A 16946-nucleotide genomic window follows, 5' to 3' on the forward strand; every position below is an offset into this window, starting at 1 on the left:
AATCCTTGTCTAACCGACGAGCTAGAGAATTACTGACTTCGGAGCAACGCCTAGAATTTATGTCTATCCCGGACCATATTAGTGACTACGAGCTGGGAAGTCACTTTACTTTGTCGCCTGCCGACATTGAGATCATTAAACGCCATCGAAGAGATTCAAATCGGCTGGGATTTGCATTACAACTTTGTGTTCTTCGCTTTCCAGGTTGGACACTATCCGACGTTCATAACGTTCCTAACCGCGTTGTGGACTACATAGCCAAACAATTGGACATTGACTCCAAGGAACTAAAGTCATATGCCGGACGTGAACAGACGAAACACGAACATCTTGATGAAATTCGGCGGGAATTTGGGTTTCGCAATTTTACTATCCACGATTACCGCCAGGTGTCCAAGTTCCTTCTGCAACATGCAATGGAGAACGGCAATGTAGAATATCTAATCCACTCGACAATGGAAGAATTACGGAAACAAAAAGTAATTCTCCCTGCGATGACGATCATTGAGCGGTTAGTGTGGGAAGTACGGCAGCGAGCTGAAGATAAAATCTTCAAGCGGCTCGTATCTTCGTTGACGACCGAACAAATGGCAAAGTTGGACGACACATTGTCTCAAATGCCCGAAACCAGTAAGACGTTTTTAGCGTGGTTACGGGATATACCGGGTACCAACTCCCCTGAATCGTTTCTGAAAGTCGTTGAAAAACTGGAGTGCATTCGTACTCTCCGACTTCAGATTGATACCAAAGGAATTCATCCAATCGGTTGCGCCAACTTTCGAGAATTGGTTCTCGATATGAACCTCATTCCTTGAGGCGTTTTGACACAACCAAGAGATACGCCATTATGGTCGCTTATTTACTCGAACTAATCCAGGATTTGACCGACCAGGCATTTGAGATTCACGACCGCCAGATCATGTCTCTCCTTTCCAAGGGCCGTAAAACTCAGGACGAAATTCAAAAACGAAATGGCAAGTCGATCAACGAAAAAGTCGTTCAGTTTGCGAACCTCGGTAAAGCTTTAATCAACGCGCGGAACGAAGGAGTTGACCCCTTTGTTGCACTGGAGGCAATTATGCCGTGGGAGCAGTTGGTTCAATCCGTCGAAGAGGCAGAGCAAATTGGCTAGACCTATTGACTATGACTACCTGGATTTATTGAAAAAGAAATTCTACACACTAGGAAATATACCCCAATACTGTTGAACGCGTTTGAGTTCTGGTTGCGCTGACTTGGTGGAACATTAATTAAGGCGATTGACATTATTCGAGATATGAATCAAACAGGTAAGTGAAAAATTCCGGAGGGCGCACCGCTAGACTTTGTATCAAACCGTTGGCAGAAGCATGTTTTTGATGAAGACGGTTCAATAAACCGGCACTATTATGAGATGGCTGTTCTCACAGAGCTGCGGAATCATGTTCGTTCAGGGGATATATCTATTGCACGCTCTCACAACGGCTACAATGGGTATCCAAAAACGCCGATGTACTTGTGGGAGTTAACCTAGAAAACGGGAAATTCCACGTCGAACGCCTGGAGAAGGACGTACCTGGTGAAGCAAGAGAGTTTAGCTTATCACTCTACGAATTGCTACCTCGCGTCAAACTAACGGATTTACTGATTGAAGTAACTCAATGGACCGGATTTCACGAAGAGTTTGTGCATGCCTCAACAAACCGTTCGCCAAATGAAGAAGAAACCACTGTTCTTCTTGCCACTCCCATGGCGATGGGAACGAACGTTGGACTGACCAAGATGTCGGAAGCCACCCCTGGTATTTCGTATCGACAAATGGCAAATGTAGCACAATGGCGCCTCTACGAGGACGCGATGAACAAAGCGCAGGCCGTTCTTGTGAATTTTCACCACCGGCTAACTTTGCCATCATTCTGGGGAGACGGTACTACCTCTTCGTCGGACGGAATGCGTGTGCAGATCGGTGTTGCCGCGCTCCATGCCGATGCCAATCCACATCCACACTACGGAACCGGGAAAGGAGCTACGATCTATCGATTTGTGAGTGACCAGTTTTCGAGTTTCTATACTAAAGTGATTAACACGAACTCCAGGGATGCCGTGCATATCATTGATGGACTGTTGCATCATGAAACAGACTTGGCGATCGAAGAGCATTACACCGACACAGCCGGTTAAACCGATCAAGTCTTTGGTCTGACGCATCTCCTTGGTTTTCGCTTTGCTCCACGATTACGCGATTTATCGGATTCAAAGCTCTATACCTTCGGAAAACCCGCTGAATTCCCAAAACTGGAGAAACTGCTACGCGGGCAAATCAACACGAAAGTCATTCGTGAAAACTATGATGACGTTCTTAGACTGGCCCACTCAATTCGAGAGGGCCTTGTGTAAGCGTCACTCATCATGGGAAAACTCGGCTCCTACTCTCGACAAAATAGTGTTGCTACCGCTCTTCGAGAAATGGGCCGAATTGAAAAGACAATTTTTATTTTGGATTATCTCTCAAACGAAACATTAAGGCGAAGAATTGACCGAGGGCTGAATAAAGGTGAAGCGATGAACGCGCTGGCAAGAGCTATCTTCTTTGGAAAACATGGAGAACTGCGTGAAAGGGCGCTTCAGGACCAACTTCAGCGTGCTAGCGCCTTGAACATCTTGATCAACGCCATCAGCGTCTGGAATACCGTATATCTGGCTAAGGCGACCAAATTCAAGAGGAAAGCAGTTACATTAAACGAGGACTTGTTGAATCACATTTCTCCACTGGGTTGGGAGCATATTAACTTCCTTGGTGAATACACCTTCAATTCAAAGTTACCTGAAACCGTGAATGGATTGCGGCCACTTAGAATCCAATAAGATGCTTAGCGTTAAAAATCCGATACTTTGTGTTCCAGAAACTGTATTAGCGTGGGTTTTACGTCATTTTGTTGGGTACCCCAATAAGGAAAATGTTCAACAATCATTTCGGAGTATCACGGGGGTGGGGTAGCCGGAACTTGATGAGGCTATCCCGATATTTCCATGTCGTTCTTCTGGGAACTGAAAAAAGGTAAGCATTAAGGCGTTTCGTGTTCTGTGTATTCCAAATTGTGGGTGTTACGTACAAATGAAGGTGAAACGACGACCGATGATATCCTGGTTGGGACAACAGAGACTGCCATTGGAGGATGGGCCATCTAATCTTTGTTCCAGCGGACCACCATAAATCCAGCTCCAGGTTCCTGTTGAGTTGGATTACGTTGTTTTTCCAAGGCCCATGCAGAATTTTCATCTTTGAACTCGTCGGGAGAAACGTACAGCCCGAATTGGACGTCGTATGGAGGATTCGGTCCAATCTGTTTGATGTCATCATAAGAAAAGAATCTTGCGCTATGATAGACGCTGGTTGGGGTTTCCTGACCCCGTTTCGAATACTTTACGGCCCATGGACCGAGCTTTGGAATCAGTCCCACCACAAGTCGACCTCCGGGTTTTAGAACTCGTATTCCTTCTTTCAAAACGGCTGTGGGGTCTTGGACAAACTCCAGCGTCGCATTGCAAATGGCCAAATCAAACTGTCCAGAGGGAAAGGGCAGATGCGATAAATCGGCCCGGATGAACTTGACTCGGTCGGATGCTTTACGACGAGCTACTGCGAGCATCTTTTCGGAGAGGTCAACTCCAGTGACGGACAAACCTTGTTCCTGTAACCAGACGGAGTAGGCCCCCGTTCCGCAGCCAAGGTCCACTGCGATTTCCCCTGAACGAGGTTGCGCCACTTTGCCTAGAATATCGTGTTCCACCATATCGATGAAATGACCCAATGGCGTCCTACAAAAATCATCATACGTTTCCGCCTTCGCGTCAAACAAAGCCATATTGATTCCCCTCGCAGTGAAAAATTATTCTATAAGTTCATTATAGGCTTCCATTGTGTGTTTTCATCTTGACAATTTTCCAACGCTGAAGCAAAGTATAAACATCTAATAATCAGCATATCCGCATTTATGGATGTAAAATTTGAAACTCGTCGAAAGGGGAAAGCTTATGGGACCAACCATCCAAACGCGTTTGCGTAACGTCATCGACTTGGACCTCGTGTTTAAAGCTCTCGCAGATCCACTGCGACGCTCTTTATTGGAAACGTTAAGTCAGAAGCAATATTTTTGCACGCTCGACGGAGAAGCGGTAGATGGAATCTGTGTTCAAGACCTGACGTCCATTTTAGACGTACCGCAATCCACCATTTCAAGACACCTAGCTTTGCTGCGTCAAGCGGGATTGGTCGGCCATCAGCAACGTGGGCCTTGGCATTACTACTTTTGTAATCCGGACGCACTTCATGCGGTCAATAGCTGGATTGACTCACTTCAAAGCACGGAGGCCGAAAAAACATGTTAAGAACAATTTCTGCAGATGAACTAAAGAGTATGCGTGAGAAACATGCCAATCTGGAATTGTTAGACCTGCGCCCTGTGTCCGAATTCATGCAAGGCTCTATCGAGGGGGCGCTGAATTTACCCCAAGATGAACCTGACTTCTTGACCAATCTCAAAAAAATATGGCCCAAGCCGGGTCCCGTGGTGCTGATTCCTGTAATCCATGACGTTCCGGGAGCTGTTCTTTCCGCTATCGATGCAGTAGGTGGGAATGTGATGGGAACCGTACAGGTCCACGAATGGGCGGCAAAGAACTATCCGGTGACGAAGATCACCCCAATCAGTTTGGATGAGGTCCTGCAGGACAATGATGAATTCCGATTGGTGGATGTCCGAACTCTAGAAGAATGGCAAAAGCGGCAGATACCAGGTTCCGTGAATCTGCCGCTATCGGAACTGGAAATGGCTCGTTCTACCCTGAACCCAACCCAAGAGCACGTGGTTTTTTGTGCTGGGGTATACCGAGGGATAGCGGGCACGGCAAAACTCGCTGCCATGGGGTTTCCGGTGAGATACCTTTCTGGGGGAGTTAGTGCTTGGTACGAGCATGTGTCGAAGGTTGAAACTCAGAGTAATAAGGTCGAAGGAAGGGTGATATAGGTGGATACCCGGAGTCCTCTTCGAGTTCATGCTGCCCAAATCATACTGCTCGTGATCGTGAACTTGTTTGTTGGAGGAATGGTCGGTCTCGAACGAACCGTTTTGCCGCTTGTGGCTAAACAAGATTTTGGTCTCGCCGGAACCAGTGCTGCCATTGCCTTTATCATCAGCTTTGGCATCGTGAAAACCGTGTCGAACCTGCGCTGGTTTCGGGAGTTCTCGCCGATTGGTTAGGAACCGCCATGTCGATGGAGGTTGTCGGTTGGTTGGCCATCGGATCGAGTCTGATTGTCACTGTTTTGCTTCGGGAAACGCTGGTGATCAAGTTCGCGTAGGAGGAATGGCGGTCGAGAGTCCTGCTGCATTTGGAGTTTGGTCAAATCGAAGGAGGGAGTTCCATTGTTTTTTCGCCAATATCTGCACATGAATCTGGTGGCAGTATCTTACTTATTTGGGTGTACAGGAAAAGCCATGGGGGCGGTCGTCGATCCCATCGAAGATGTGGATTTCTACATTCAAGAAGCTAAACGCGCGGGTCTAGAAATTCAATATGTCCTGGATACGCATGTGCATGCGGATCACATATCCGTTGCGCGGGAACTGGCCCAGGGTACGGGGGCGAAATTGGCGCTTTATGCGCAAGCTCCAGCCACTTATGCGTTCACGCCCGTGGAGGATGGGGAACAAATTATTCTTGGCAATACGGTTATTGAGGTGATGCATACCCCTGGTCATACGCCAGAACACATGAGCTTGCTGGTTACCGACCATCGCCGAGGACCCGATCCCTGGTTTGTCCTCACCGGACATACCCTAATGATTGGAGACATTGGACGTCCGGATTTGGTGGTGGAAGATGGGGCCAAAGACCTCTATCATAGCATCTTTGATCGGATGCTGGCGTTGCCGGATTATCTGGAGGTTTATCCCGGCGCTTTTTCTGGATCCACCTGAGGGCGTGCCCTGAGTGGAAAGGTCGTTTCCACCATTGGATTTGAACGTCGCTTTAACCTGGCCATGCAACCCAGATCAAAAGAAGAATTCGTCCGATTCATGCTCGAAGACTTACCCAACAAACCCAAGAACTTTGATTTGATCCGAGCCTACAACCTCGGAACCATTCATGAAAAACCTGCGGTCGAATGAAGAGATTCATGGTTCGAGGAACGGCTTTCGTTCCCCACTGCATTCTTAAGGGAGGCGAAACAGCATGAAAGAAAGGCAGCTGGTCTTGGGTTTAAGGCCCAATTTGGATCAATTTATTCTGCTGGCCGTGAACAATGCGTTTGTCGGAACGATGGTGGGCTTGGAAAGAACGGTACTCCCCATGTTGGGGAAACAGACCTTTCATCTTGCCTCACTATCGTTGTTACTGTCTTTTATCGTTTCGTTTGGCGTGGTCAAAGGGGCATTGAATCTGGTAGCAGGAAAATTGGCTGACCACTGGGGAAGAAAGCCGGTCTTACTCTTGGGGTGGCTGCTGGGAATTCCGGTTCCACTTCTGGTCATCTTCGCCCCGAACTGGGCTTGGATTGTGGCCGCGAATCTTCTGCTTGGGGCCAATCAGGGGTTTGCGTGGTCGATGACGGTCAGTAGTAAGGTCGATCTCGTCGGACATCAAAAACGCGGGTTAGCTCTTGGGATCAATGAATTTTCCGGATATATTGGGGTCGCTTTGACCAGTGCCTTCACGGGCTACTTGGCGAGCCAGTTTGGACCGCGCCCAGTTCCGTTTTGGTTCGGAGAAGCGGTCGCATTGGTCGGATTTTTCATGGCGTGGTTCCTGATTCGAGAGACGCTTCCGTATGCGAAACTGGAAGCGTCGTTGTCTAAGCCCTCCAGTCAGAACGCATTCCTTGAAGATAAGTTGACCCTAAAACAAGTCGTTGCCAAGGTAAGCTTTCGGGATCGAACGCTCTTTAGCTGCAGTCAAGCGGGGCTGATCAACAAGCTGAGTGATACGGCGGTATGGGGACTGGTACCGATTCTCATGGCGCAGGAACATTTTTCGATAGCGATCATCGGTCTCGTTGGGAGTATCTACGCCACCTCGTGGGGAGTGTTGCAGCTGGTGTCAGGTGCGTGGAGCGACCGAGTGGGTCGAAAGTTACCGATTGCCCTCGGCCAATGGGTGAATGGTTTAGGCGTCGCGCTCATCTTGTTCTCTCATTCTCTTTGGTTATGGATCTTTTCTGCGTTTCTCATGGGGATGGGAACCGCGTTTATTTATCCAGTTCTCTTATCCGCCGTAGGGGATGCTGCTCATCCTGGGTGGAGAAGTTCGGCCCTTGGCGTGTATCGCATGTGGAGAGACGGCGGATACGCCATTGGGGGCATATTGCTCGGATTTGGGGCTGATTTTTTCGGACTACGTCAGGTCTTTGGTGTCTTGGCCATGCTCGTGATGTTATCTGGACTCATCGTAACGTTTTTGATGCGGGAAACGTTCCATCGAGCTTAAGTCGTTCTCTACTCCCGCCAACCTACTTTCGGCTGGCGGGTTTTGATTTCCTTTCGTGCGCGGCGGAGTGCAGTGAAAGTGTTTCGATAGTTCTCCGCATGGGTGTTAAGAAAGGAGGGATGAAACATGTAATTCCCGAAAATCAAGTTGAACAAAAGATCGTGCCGCTAAGTCGTGCCAAATCAAACAAAAAAGCCGATGTTCCGCTTTGAAGGTACAAGTTTTTCCGCCTCCGGTACGACCGGGTACCTCATGACCGTGGATGCGTTATTCTGTTATCGGCTTGTTGTCCATTTCCAACTGATTCGAAATTCCTTCGTCTAATTGTTTTCATTTATCGTGATGATTTTCGCTCGACCGATCAGCGTAATTGGGAATATACCGTTTGTGGTTCGATAGGGCTATTCTGGTCGCCAGAATGCGAGAAACCTATAATGCTCCGAACCTGTCACAGGTTGTATCACATTGGGACGGGGCTCACTCTTAAATGCTCCCTCCATATAGACGGATGCAAGCGGTGTCCTAATAAAGGGCGCGGTCCAAAAGGAGATGAAATATGGCTTAAGAAATCACAGTTAAAGAACTAATTCAGCGGTTGGCGGATGGTTCGGTCTTAGTCATTGACGTACGGTTAGCCAAAGACGGGATAATTCCGGGGGCCGTCCATATACCCGTGACGGATTTGGAAGATCAAACTTTGGATTGGGCGCCAGAAACCGCTATAGTGGTATTTTGCCAGCATGGTGGTGGGGGAAGCGACTACGCCGCGGAAGTATTGAAGGAAAAGGGCTACCGCCAGGTTTATAAGTTGGTAGGAGGCATGGATGATTGGAATCGGCAGTCAAATCACGTCTAAAAAATGGATAAGATTTTTACCAATCGACAATGGCTGTAGATGTGATGGATTGACATCTTTTAATCAGTCACTGTGCCCAGGGCCGTTTTGGGATGGCCTTGGACACTATGTTAACGTGAGTGGTGGACGCCAGCAGGTCTGGTCACTTATCTATACGCCGAGTTGATCTTCTTTTGAACGTCAAAATTTCGGACTAGTTTCTTGTCCGGAAAAATCCTCATTCTAATGGTAGAAGACTGGCAGAATTATTCGGGCTTTCGGATTGTGCGGTGTGCAAGGCCCATAATTTACTAAACTTTCCTCTAACTTTCAATCAGAGTGTGCACTAATGAAGGTAGCCTATGTTGCTGAAGCATTGGATAACCGTGGTCCGGAAGTACAGAATTATCAATCAACGTTCATTTTCTCTATTTAGGATCTCTTGCCTTCGCAAGTTTGGGGCTGATTTTTTCGGACTACGTCAGGTTTTGGGTGTCTTGGCATGCTGGTAATGTTATCAGGTCCCCTCGTAACATTTTTATTGCGGGAAACGTTGCGTCGAGCTTAAGTCGTTCTCTACTCCCGCTGCTCTACTCAGACTGGCGGGTTGAGATTTCCTTTTGTGTGTGGCGGAGTGCAGATTGCAGGATGTCCCGTCCTTCTTGAGGGAGATTCTGTACTTGGATCCGTTGGTTTAAAAAGGCCAAACGAAAGTGTTTCAAGAGTTCTCCACATAAGGCATCAAAGAAAGGAGGGCTGAAACATGTAACTCCCGAAAAATCAAGGTGAACCCAAGACCCTGCCGCTAAGTCGTGCCAAATCAACCAAAATAGCCGATGTCCTTCCGCTTGGGTGGCACAGTTCTTGCCGACTTCCGCTGTGACCCGGTACCTCATGACCGTGGATGCGTCATCTGTCATTGACTTGTTATCCGTTTCCAACCGATTTGATACGCCCTCGTCAGACTGGTTCTCTTTCATAGTGAAGATTCCCCCTCATTTGGGTTTATTTTGTCCGTAAGCTCTCATGACCAACCGTACGTCTAAGGCAGAGGTAAATAATTGGGTTCCGAGCGCGAGCACGGCCGAAAACGAATAAAAATCGGCCGAGAAAGAAACCTCGGCCTGAAATGAGATGCACTGAAAATATTCGAGAAATCGTTTGTCGATTGGAATTCAGACACGGGACGTTACATAGCCTCCTTGACCGCTGCCATTAATGTCTGTTCGACTTCCTCCGCCACGGCTTTCAAGGACGGATCTTGGATAACCTCCATCAGCATCGAGGGTTTGGGGAAGCCCATCTTAACGGTTCCGTGATCCTCATAAGCGACGATTTTGCAGGGTAAGAAGTATCCCACCAATGAATTTTGTCCAAGAACTTCCTTGGCTTTGGATGGATTGCAGACTTCGAGAACGCGGTAGGGCTGTGAAAAATCCACACCCTTACTTTGCAAAGTCGAAGGAATATCCAAGTCCCACAGAATGCCAAAGTTATGGGTTTTCAAACTCTCTGCTAGAGATTGGACCGCCTCATCCAGCGTCTTTTTTGTTTCTACAGTGTAATGAAACACCTTCCACACTCCCTTTTGCACAAATTACGTCCACAAGAATGATTATGCTATGAGAGTACCGATGTGTGAAATGCATGTTTGCCATTGATATGATGCATTTTTGTTATTCCATATCGAGATACAAACCAGGGATCGGATACCACGTATGCCACGCAGGCAAGAAAATTTAACGATGGACGAACAGATGGGATTCATTTTCTAATCGCGAACGAATCGTACCAATTTCAGCGGCGATACATCCAACTTGAGTTAACCGGTCTAAAAGTCGCTCCTTCCTGTCTTCTGATACCGCCATGAGAAGCCCACCTGAGGTTTGAGCATCGCACAACATCCAACGTTCTGCCTCGTGTAAAGTGTTATCCCATGTCACATGATCTTTGAGCATGTGAAAGTTATTTTTGGTTCCGTTGGATAACGTCTTATCCGCGATCAGGTCCCAAGCCTCCTCCATCACAGGGATGTTTTGAAGACGGACTTTCGCACATAGATCCCCATCTGCCACCATTTCGTACAAGTGTCCCAGTAAGCCAAAGCCCGTCACGTCGGTGCAGGCATGCACTCCGACGTCCATCATGACCTTGGATGCCTTGTCGTTTAGGGTTGTCATCACGGCGATGGCCCGCTGTTCACTTTCAGGTGACGCCAATCCTTTGTCGATGGCTGTTGTGATAACGCCGACCCCGAGGGGCTTGGTCAAAACCAGGACATCACCTTCTTTGGCGGAGCGTTTCGTGATATAACGCTCCGGATGCACAAATCCAGTCACCGTTAATCCATACTTCGGAGCGTGATCGTCATACGTATGACCGCCTACAATGGGGACTCCGGCTTGTGCCATCATGTCTGAGCCACCGCGTAGAATTTCCTTGAGGTAACCCATAGGTAACGTGTTGATCGGAAAACCGACAATATTTAGGGCAAACGATGGGGTCGCACCCATGGCATAGATGTCACTCAGGGCGTTTGCTGCAGCGATCCGTCCGAATTCGTAGGGGTCGTTCACGACGGGACTAATGTAATCCACCGTTTGAACCACGGCGACATCATTTGAGATGCGAACGACACTTGCATCATCCCCGCAGCCCACTAAGATCTCTGGGCTTGAGTTTACGGGATGGGTGTCCGAAAAAGAGCGCAGGACCTGCGCCAAGTCGGTTGGGCCGACTTTGCACGCTCAGCCCGCGCCGGGAGAAAACGCCGTCAATTGAATAGGAGGCAGAAGATTCATCCGGTCACCTCCGTCTCGAAAAACAGGATTTTTGTTCGTCTGGTATAATCAAACTGCATGAAACGAGTATACAACATTCTCTTTGTTTATGGATAGGCAGAAGGGATGGGGCCGATTATGGACTTCCACCAATTGAACACGTTTGCTCATGTCGCCCACAGACTCAATTTTACGCGCGCGGCTGAAGACTTAAATATGAGTCAACCGGCTGTTTCACGACAGATTGAAGCGCTGGAAAGGACCATTGGTTTACCGCTTTTCCATCGAATCGGTCGAAGCATATCCTTGACCGATGCAGGATACGTCTTGTACAAGCGCTGCGAACAAATCCTTGAACTGGTGGAGAGTACGCAGGCGGCGATGGACACGCTGAAAAATCTGGATTCAGGTTCTCTGCACGTAGGCTGTAGCTCGACCGTCGGGGATTATGTATTGCCAAGTGCGATTTTAGATTTTACTCAAGTCCATCCCGGAATTCAGGTTCAGGTGGGTATTGCGGCAACTCAAGAGATCCTTCGTCAGATGGAAGAAGGAAATGTGGACTTGGCCATTCTTGCGGGACCCGTGGAATCGAAGGTTCTTTATGTGGAACCGTTTCTGCCGGATGAACTGGCCCTCGTGATGAGCAGGAATCATCCCTTGACACAGGAGCAAGAACTGTCTTTTGAATCGATCCGTCCATACCCCATGTTGCTGCGGCGTGAAGGATCCCATACTCGGGCTTCGACACTCCAGCATTTCGTGGAACTTGGCTGGACCCCATCACACGTCATCGAGTTTGATACCACGGAAGCGATCAAGCAAGCGGTCCTCGGCGGATTGGGTATCGCCTTTTTATCGAAATATGCCATTCGTACGGAATGGCCGTGTGGTCTTCTCCACGTGGTGGATTCCACTCCGTTTCTTATTCCTCGCTCTTTCTATATCGCATCAAACAAGGACCGGCAGCTCTCACCGGCGGTGTTGGCTTTCAAGACATTCTTAAGAAAAAACATCTTCGACTTCCAGCTTTCGAATTTACCCTCGCATTCACGACAACAACGAAAGGAGCACCAAACATGAAATACAGGGAATCAGGAATGCCAGAGGAAGAGTTGTGGAACACATTTTTTCAACCCGCATCCTGGCTTCGCAAAATGGGTGTCACTCCGAGCATAAGGACACTCGTGGATGTTGGATGCGGATATGGAACCTTTCTCATCCCTGCGACTCAAATCATTCACGGTACCGCCGTTGGAATCGATATTGACGACCAAATGATCGAACGATGCAGGGAGAAAGCCTCTGGGTTCAATCTGACGAACCTTGAGTTGATTGGGGGAGAGGTCTCGGATGTGAAAACGGCATCCAGCCTACAAGGGTATCAAGGGACGGTCGATTATGTTGCTTTGTTTAACATGTTACATTGCGAGGAACCGATGGAACTTCTGGCATTCGCGTATCGTCAGTTAGAGGAGAACGGAAGGCTTGGAGTGATGCATTGGAAATATGAAGATACGCCCAGAGGGCCGTCGATGGAGATACGGCCGAAACCAGAATCGATTCTTGATTGGGCGCAAAGAAGCGGATTTACCCTACAAGGAAAGGTGGACCTAAAACCGTTTCACTACGGATTCATCTTCCAAAAGTCTTAAGAAAGTGTACGGAACAAACGAACCATTACAAAACTTGAATCCTGCTAGAATTCGTGACCAAAGTTGTCAAGTATGGACGGTTCTGCAAAAGCGGGGAGCCTGCGTTCCTCCACTTTCCGGTCCGAATGCTATGATGATGGTTCAATGGTGATGTTTCAGAACCAGGTCCGAAACCAATTCTTTTCAAAAAACACTTTTCCAAAGTGCCATCGTATTCCAGGGGGATAGACTTTCACTACAGGTCTCGGGCTGGCATAGAAGTTTCCGCGTGCAAATCCGGCTTTATGTTTCCCAATTTCGATAAAACACTCTCCATGACCATCAAACTCAGCCCTGCGTCCTTTTCCGGTGAGTTGCAAAATGATATTGTTTGCCACGACTTTCGCTTGTCCATGAGCAAAGACGCCGGCTTTTGGTAAAGGTTTTCCCATTTCAAGCGGGATTCCTGTAACATCACCAATCGCGTAGACTTTAGGAATCGCGGTCTCTAAAGAATACTGGTTTACCGTAACCCATCCATTTTCACCAATCAGCCCAGACTCTTGGATGACCTTGGGCGGCTTATGGGTAGGCACATGAATCAATAAATCATAGGATTCTTGAACACCGTTTGTAAAATCAATCGTCTTTTTGTCAGGGTTCACGCGAATAATTTGATGCTGCGGGTAATATGAAATTTCTCGTTGCCGAAGGAATTGCACGACAGACTCAGAGACATTCACTCCGGCCACGGCCATGGGTGCTGGCTCTGCAGCATAGAAACTCATTCGAACTCGTGAACGAATTCCCCGCTTTTGAAAGTAAGAATCTAAGAGCATCGCCATTTCGTACGGGGCAGCAGGACACTTGTAAAGTGGAGAAGCGGTAAGCAAGACGAGGCTCCCGCCTTGAAACTCGGCAAGTTTTTGGCGAAGACGCTCGGCTTGTGCCAAGTCGTAAAAACTGTATCCTGCCGCCAGACCCGGAATTTCCTCAGGTACGAGCGCGGCACCGAGTGAGAGGACCAGGTAATCGCCCGTGATGCTCCGACCATCGACGATCACGGTTCGGCGTTGAGCATCGACGTGCTCAATTTCCCCTTGTATGAACTCAATCCCTTTTTGTTTCAGAGAATTCAGAGACCGAGAGATGTTTCCGGCCTGACGCTCTCCTGTGACCAACCAGGGTAGCGAGGGAGCGAATACGTGGTGTTCCTCTCGATCGATGAGTGTGATTGTGTATGGCTCAGGCAAGTTTTTTCGTAGCAAATTGGCTGTGATCATGCCACCAACCCCGCCTCCAAGGACGACGACCGTGCTTTCCAAGAGCGATTCCTCCTTTAACATGTCCACTTTCCTATGAGAGTTAGAGCATGTCTTAATAGACGACGATTTTATCGGCCCAGACCGTCCACTCCGAGAGTTCCTCCATCGACGATCGGTGGACCGCAACATGCAAATCTTCCGGCGTGAGTCCGCGTGCATCCAAACAAGTTCCACATGCCCCAATCGATGCGTCGCGGCGGCTGGCCACAGTCAGCATCTTTTCGAGGTTATAGTAGCCGTCCGGCGTTTTTTGTCCGCGTTTCGCACAAACCACAGCATCGGCCATCAAAAAGATTCGTATTTCGATTCCTTCCATTTTTCCCACGGCATTCGCATGACGAAATCCGTTGTAGGAGCGTTCAGTACCATACGGAGGATCATTCAATACAAAGAGGATTTTCATATATACTGCCTCCAGTGAAAGAGTTTCAAGAAGAGTAAAGTCATCCTATGAATGAGTATGCGTCAAGATTTATGATGTTGGAAATGCATATTCATCATAATTACAATGCAAATCAATTATGAATAGCACAGCGATAGGTTAAACTATTGTAACGTTTCATGCTCGAACATTGCTGCAGACCCAAGTTGTTGTATGGTCTCGTTGGATTACATTGACGGGATATTATGGCCTCGGGTCGGCGGTGAATTCATCATTTATCCGACAAATGAATTGGCCGAAAGACAGGTGTGATGTCTTGCTGGCTGGCATCACTCAATGAAATTCCACGGTGTTTCCGCTATTGTTAAGATGCCTTTTTGCTACCAATCCTCCATGGGAAATTACTAAAATGAAACGTCAAAGTCACAGAATAGTCGCAGAATGAGTCCGTAAACAACCATGGAGTCTGGGGATTCCCCGTGGATGCCTTCTGCATTTTAGACAGCACCTCTAACAAACTAGGCGTCACAATTCCCATGCCTGTAGTGGCGCATAAAATTTGTGAAAGGGTACCAACCTCACCATTTACGCAAACAATCCACAAACTTTCTTCACACTCCGGGTCTATGGTAAGGACGTACCAAAGAAACGGAGGGATATCCAATGAAAAAGCGTACAATTCTTATCCCCACATTACTCATCGGATTAGGTGTAGGAGGACTGACCGTCTCGCAAGCTTTTGCACAAAGCAATACGAACACAACCTCCACTTTAACGCCCGCTTCAAGCATTGCACCAACGTCAACCTCAACTGCGCCATGGGGTGATAACGGGTTTGCCAATATGATGGGTGCTGGATTTGCACCGGGTGGAGGTTCGGTGGGTTCCGGCAACCCGTCCCAAAGTGCTTGGTCGGGTATGATGGGTCAAGCGTTTGGAGGAACCGGCGGTAGTCAAGGCAACTGGACCAGTACGATGGGATCGATGATGAGTCAGTTTTTTGGTCAGGTGAAAACTGTAAATCCATCTGACGCCAATCAAGAGATGCAATCGTCGCTCAAAAACGCGACCATTGACAAAATCAACAACACCATTACCTACTCCGGACAAACAGTCAAAATTGTCGCCTTTGGTGGAGCCATGGACAACAGCAGTTCGGGACCGGACGAGAAGTTTGTGATGGGTGGGTTGGTCAACCCCACCCTGCATGTTCAAAAGGGAGCACATGTCACGTTGGAATTAGTGAACGAGGATACGGGTATGCCACACGGAATTGAAGTGACGTCGGCCCAACCGCCATACGGGGTCATGTCTATGATGCAGGGCGGCATCTATCCCGGAGCGTTCATCCTCCCGATTCCCGCCGCAAGCAAGGACACGTATCCTGTTGCGACAACGAGTTTCACCGCCAGTCAAGCGGGAACGTTTCACTATATTTGTGAATACCCAGGTCATGCCGCGAAGGGGATGTACGGCAAAATCATTGTCGGTTAGCGCCCAAGTGGGGTAGTTCCAATGTTGACAGAGGGAAGGTTTGATAAATGGCGAAATCTGAAGCCCAAGATCCTCAAGCTGAGTTGAGTGATCGACTGCAGCGTGCAATAAGCGGGAACGTCAAGTACGAAAGGGTAGCCGTTAAACTGCAGCAATTTGGTGTAGAACCATTGGCGATCCTCGAGGTCATCGAAAACTTGGAGGAAAGATCGGCAGCACGCGCACAAACGGTGATTTGATGAACGCGCAACGATTCGCATGGGTGACAGTTCCGGCGAGGACACGATAGATGGAACTCACGTAGCTTCGGGTACGAAAGAGGGGATTCAAATGAAAATACCGGGATGGATTGTGGCTACGGTGAGTGTCGTCGTCGGAGCGTTGCTCTTGTATCTGGCTGCCACAGGCATGAACCAAGGTCCCATGATGGGGATGGCAACGGGCATGAATTTCGCGATGGTCCTTGGGATGCTGACATTTACACTTTTAGTCGGTGCATTGGTCGTTGGCATTATCGTGATTTTTGTGGCAGTCCTGAAATCTCAAGGGAAAAAATGCGAACACTGTCATCATCGTATTCATTCTGCGTGGCATACGTGTCCGTACTGTGGATCTCCGATCTCGAAGCGTCCGTAAAGGAAGTTCACGATGGTATTTAAGTGATACATGACAAGGAGGAGTGTCAGATGATGGGTTTTGGCGGTTTCGGTTACGGCGGTGGCTATGGCATGGGGATTCTAGGGTGGGTTTTTCAAATTCTGATCTTAATTGGGGTCGTTTATTTGGTGGTGTATTTAGTTCGTTCGATGACCCGTAGAGACAATTCCGATCATTCTTCTCGTACAGCCAAGGAAATCGCGGCGGAACGATATGCACGAGGGGAGATCACCGAAGAAGAGTATCGAAAAATAAGGGACAGTTTATAGGAGGGTCTAGAAATCATAGGAAGGCTCTCTAGATTTGCGCATCACCGACGGTTTCGAACGCGATCGATGTGATTTTCGGCTTGAAAGTCGTAGAGTGGGGAAA

The 16946-nt window shown here is 48.3% G+C and carries 18 protein-coding genes and 1 pseudogene; 13 read left to right on the forward strand and 6 right to left on the reverse strand.

From position 1 onward, the window contains the following. Positions 1-59: 59 nt before the first annotated feature. Positions 60-2844 (forward strand): annotated as a pseudogene (locus JC200_RS20110) (Tn3 family transposase). A 320-nt stretch (positions 2845-3164) separates the two neighbouring features. Here JC200_RS20110 and JC200_RS20115 read toward each other — a convergent pair. Further along, the gene (locus JC200_RS20115) at positions 3165-3845 is read right to left on the reverse strand and encodes a class I SAM-dependent methyltransferase (protein ID WP_274433486.1); all 681 of its coding nucleotides are present in this window, start codon (positions 3843-3845) and stop codon (positions 3165-3167) included. A 169-nt stretch (positions 3846-4014) separates the two neighbouring features. On the opposite strand from JC200_RS20115, the gene JC200_RS20120 reads away from it, so the two are divergent. From JC200_RS20120 to JC200_RS24555, 6 genes are all read left to right on the forward strand, one after another. Further along, complete coding sequence (locus JC200_RS20120; protein ID WP_274433487.1) at positions 4015-4368, forward strand: ArsR/SmtB family transcription factor; 354 nt, start codon at positions 4015-4017, stop codon at positions 4366-4368. Then, positions 4362-5006, forward strand: coding sequence for a rhodanese-like domain-containing protein (locus tag JC200_RS20125; protein ID WP_274433488.1), 645 nt, complete (start codon positions 4362-4364; stop codon positions 5004-5006). The genes JC200_RS20120 and JC200_RS20125 overlap by 7 nt, the downstream gene beginning before the upstream one ends. Continuing rightward, positions 5007-5240: a hypothetical protein gene (locus tag JC200_RS20130; protein ID WP_274433489.1), complete on the forward strand. Its 234-nt coding sequence runs from the start codon at positions 5007-5009 to the stop codon at positions 5238-5240. It begins immediately after the preceding gene. Positions 5241-5405: 165 nt separating this feature from the next. Continuing rightward, positions 5406-5960 carry an MBL fold metallo-hydrolase gene (locus tag JC200_RS20135; protein WP_274433490.1) on the forward strand — a complete coding sequence of 185 codons (555 nt, stop codon included), beginning with the start codon at positions 5406-5408 and terminating at the stop codon, positions 5958-5960. 256 nt (positions 5961-6216) lie between these two features. Continuing rightward, the gene (locus tag JC200_RS20140) at positions 6217-7467 is read left to right on the forward strand and encodes an MFS transporter (protein WP_274433491.1); all 1251 of its coding nucleotides are present in this window, start codon (positions 6217-6219) and stop codon (positions 7465-7467) included. Between the two features lie 568 nt (positions 7468-8035). Beyond that, the gene (locus tag JC200_RS24555; RefSeq protein ID WP_443111927.1) at positions 8036-8323 is read left to right on the forward strand and encodes a rhodanese-like domain-containing protein; all 288 of its coding nucleotides are present in this window, start codon (positions 8036-8038) and stop codon (positions 8321-8323) included. A 569-nt stretch (positions 8324-8892) separates the two neighbouring features. Here the strand turns inward: JC200_RS24555 and JC200_RS20145 are convergent. From JC200_RS20145 to selD, 3 genes are all read right to left on the reverse strand, one after another. Further along, positions 8893-9282, reverse strand: coding sequence for an STAS-like domain-containing protein (locus tag JC200_RS20145; RefSeq protein ID WP_274433492.1), 390 nt, complete (start codon positions 9280-9282; stop codon positions 8893-8895). Positions 9283-9491: 209 nt separating this feature from the next. Next, entirely contained in the window at positions 9492-9875 is a 384-nt protein-coding gene (locus tag JC200_RS20150) for a DUF302 domain-containing protein (protein ID WP_274433493.1), read from the reverse strand. Positions 9876-10041: 166 nt separating this feature from the next. Continuing rightward, on the reverse strand, positions 10042-11103 hold the full coding sequence (selD, locus tag JC200_RS20155) for a selenide, water dikinase SelD (RefSeq protein WP_274433494.1): 1062 nt from the start codon (positions 11101-11103) through the stop codon (positions 10042-10044). Positions 11104-11220: 117 nt separating this feature from the next. Here selD and JC200_RS20160 point away from each other — a divergent pair, with 117 nt between their 5' ends. Next, positions 11221-12165, forward strand: a complete 945-nt coding sequence (locus tag JC200_RS20160) for a LysR family transcriptional regulator (protein WP_274433495.1) — start codon at positions 11221-11223, stop codon at positions 12163-12165. Continuing rightward, complete coding sequence (locus tag JC200_RS20165; protein WP_274433496.1) at positions 12162-12737, forward strand: class I SAM-dependent methyltransferase; 576 nt, start codon at positions 12162-12164, stop codon at positions 12735-12737. The genes JC200_RS20160 and JC200_RS20165 overlap by 4 nt, the downstream gene beginning before the upstream one ends. A gap of 155 nt (positions 12738-12892) precedes the next feature. Here JC200_RS20165 and JC200_RS20170 read toward each other — a convergent pair whose 3' ends face one another. Both JC200_RS20170 and JC200_RS20175 read right to left on the reverse strand, forming a co-directional pair. Continuing rightward, complete coding sequence (locus tag JC200_RS20170) at positions 12893-14041, reverse strand: NAD(P)/FAD-dependent oxidoreductase (RefSeq protein ID WP_274433497.1); 1149 nt, start codon at positions 14039-14041, stop codon at positions 12893-12895. Between the two features lie 52 nt (positions 14042-14093). Then, positions 14094-14444, reverse strand: a complete 351-nt coding sequence (locus JC200_RS20175; RefSeq protein WP_274433498.1) for a DsrE/DsrF/TusD sulfur relay family protein — start codon at positions 14442-14444, stop codon at positions 14094-14096. A 642-nt stretch (positions 14445-15086) separates the two neighbouring features. Here JC200_RS20175 and JC200_RS20180 point away from each other — a divergent pair. The 4 genes from JC200_RS20180 to JC200_RS20195 all read left to right on the forward strand — a co-directional run bounded on the left by JC200_RS20180 (position 15087) and on the right by JC200_RS20195 (position 16843). Next, positions 15087-15917 carry a plastocyanin/azurin family copper-binding protein gene (locus JC200_RS20180; RefSeq protein ID WP_274433499.1) on the forward strand — a complete coding sequence of 277 codons (831 nt, stop codon included), beginning with the start codon at positions 15087-15089 and terminating at the stop codon, positions 15915-15917. A 47-nt stretch (positions 15918-15964) separates the two neighbouring features. Further along, positions 15965-16156 (forward strand): hypothetical protein, encoded by a 192-nt coding sequence (locus JC200_RS20185; RefSeq protein WP_274433500.1) that lies wholly within the window; start codon positions 15965-15967, stop codon positions 16154-16156. Between the two features lie 91 nt (positions 16157-16247). After that, positions 16248-16553, forward strand: a complete 306-nt coding sequence (locus JC200_RS20190) for a hypothetical protein (protein WP_274433502.1) — start codon at positions 16248-16250, stop codon at positions 16551-16553. A 50-nt stretch (positions 16554-16603) separates the two neighbouring features. Then, positions 16604-16843, forward strand: coding sequence for an SHOCT domain-containing protein (locus tag JC200_RS20195; protein WP_274433503.1), 240 nt, complete (start codon positions 16604-16606; stop codon positions 16841-16843). Positions 16844-16946: the final 103 nt, after the last annotated feature.

This window comes from Alicyclobacillus sp. ALC3 (assembly GCF_028751195.1).
Taxonomy (GTDB): domain Bacteria; phylum Bacillota; class Bacilli; order Alicyclobacillales; family Alicyclobacillaceae; genus Alicyclobacillus_L.

What these genes read in the sequence shown, in the direction of transcription:
- JC200_RS20115 (WP_274433486.1), bottom strand. Translation starts at nt 3,845, where the DNA reads ATGGCTTTGTTTGACGCGAAGGCGGAAACGTATGATGATTTTTGTAGG.
- JC200_RS20120 (WP_274433487.1), top strand. Translation starts at nt 4,015, where the DNA reads ATGGGACCAACCATCCAAACGCGTTTGCGTAACGTCATCGACTTGGAC.
- JC200_RS20125 (WP_274433488.1), top strand. Translation starts at nt 4,362, where the DNA reads ATGTTAAGAACAATTTCTGCAGATGAACTAAAGAGTATGCGTGAGAAA.
- JC200_RS20140 (WP_274433491.1), top strand. Translation starts at nt 6,217, where the DNA reads ATGAAAGAAAGGCAGCTGGTCTTGGGTTTAAGGCCCAATTTGGATCAA.
- JC200_RS20145 (WP_274433492.1), bottom strand. Translation starts at nt 9,282, where the DNA reads ATGAAAGAGAACCAGTCTGACGAGGGCGTATCAAATCGGTTGGAAACG.
- JC200_RS20160 (WP_274433495.1), top strand. Translation starts at nt 11,221, where the DNA reads ATGGACTTCCACCAATTGAACACGTTTGCTCATGTCGCCCACAGACTC.
- JC200_RS20165 (WP_274433496.1), top strand. Translation starts at nt 12,162, where the DNA reads ATGAAATACAGGGAATCAGGAATGCCAGAGGAAGAGTTGTGGAACACA.
- JC200_RS20175 (WP_274433498.1), bottom strand. Translation starts at nt 14,444, where the DNA reads ATGAAAATCCTCTTTGTATTGAATGATCCTCCGTATGGTACTGAACGC.
- JC200_RS20180 (WP_274433499.1), top strand. Translation starts at nt 15,087, where the DNA reads ATGAAAAAGCGTACAATTCTTATCCCCACATTACTCATCGGATTAGGT.
- JC200_RS20185 (WP_274433500.1), top strand. Translation starts at nt 15,965, where the DNA reads ATGGCGAAATCTGAAGCCCAAGATCCTCAAGCTGAGTTGAGTGATCGA.
- JC200_RS20190 (WP_274433502.1), top strand. Translation starts at nt 16,248, where the DNA reads ATGAAAATACCGGGATGGATTGTGGCTACGGTGAGTGTCGTCGTCGGA.
- JC200_RS20195 (WP_274433503.1), top strand. Translation starts at nt 16,604, where the DNA reads ATGATGGGTTTTGGCGGTTTCGGTTACGGCGGTGGCTATGGCATGGGG.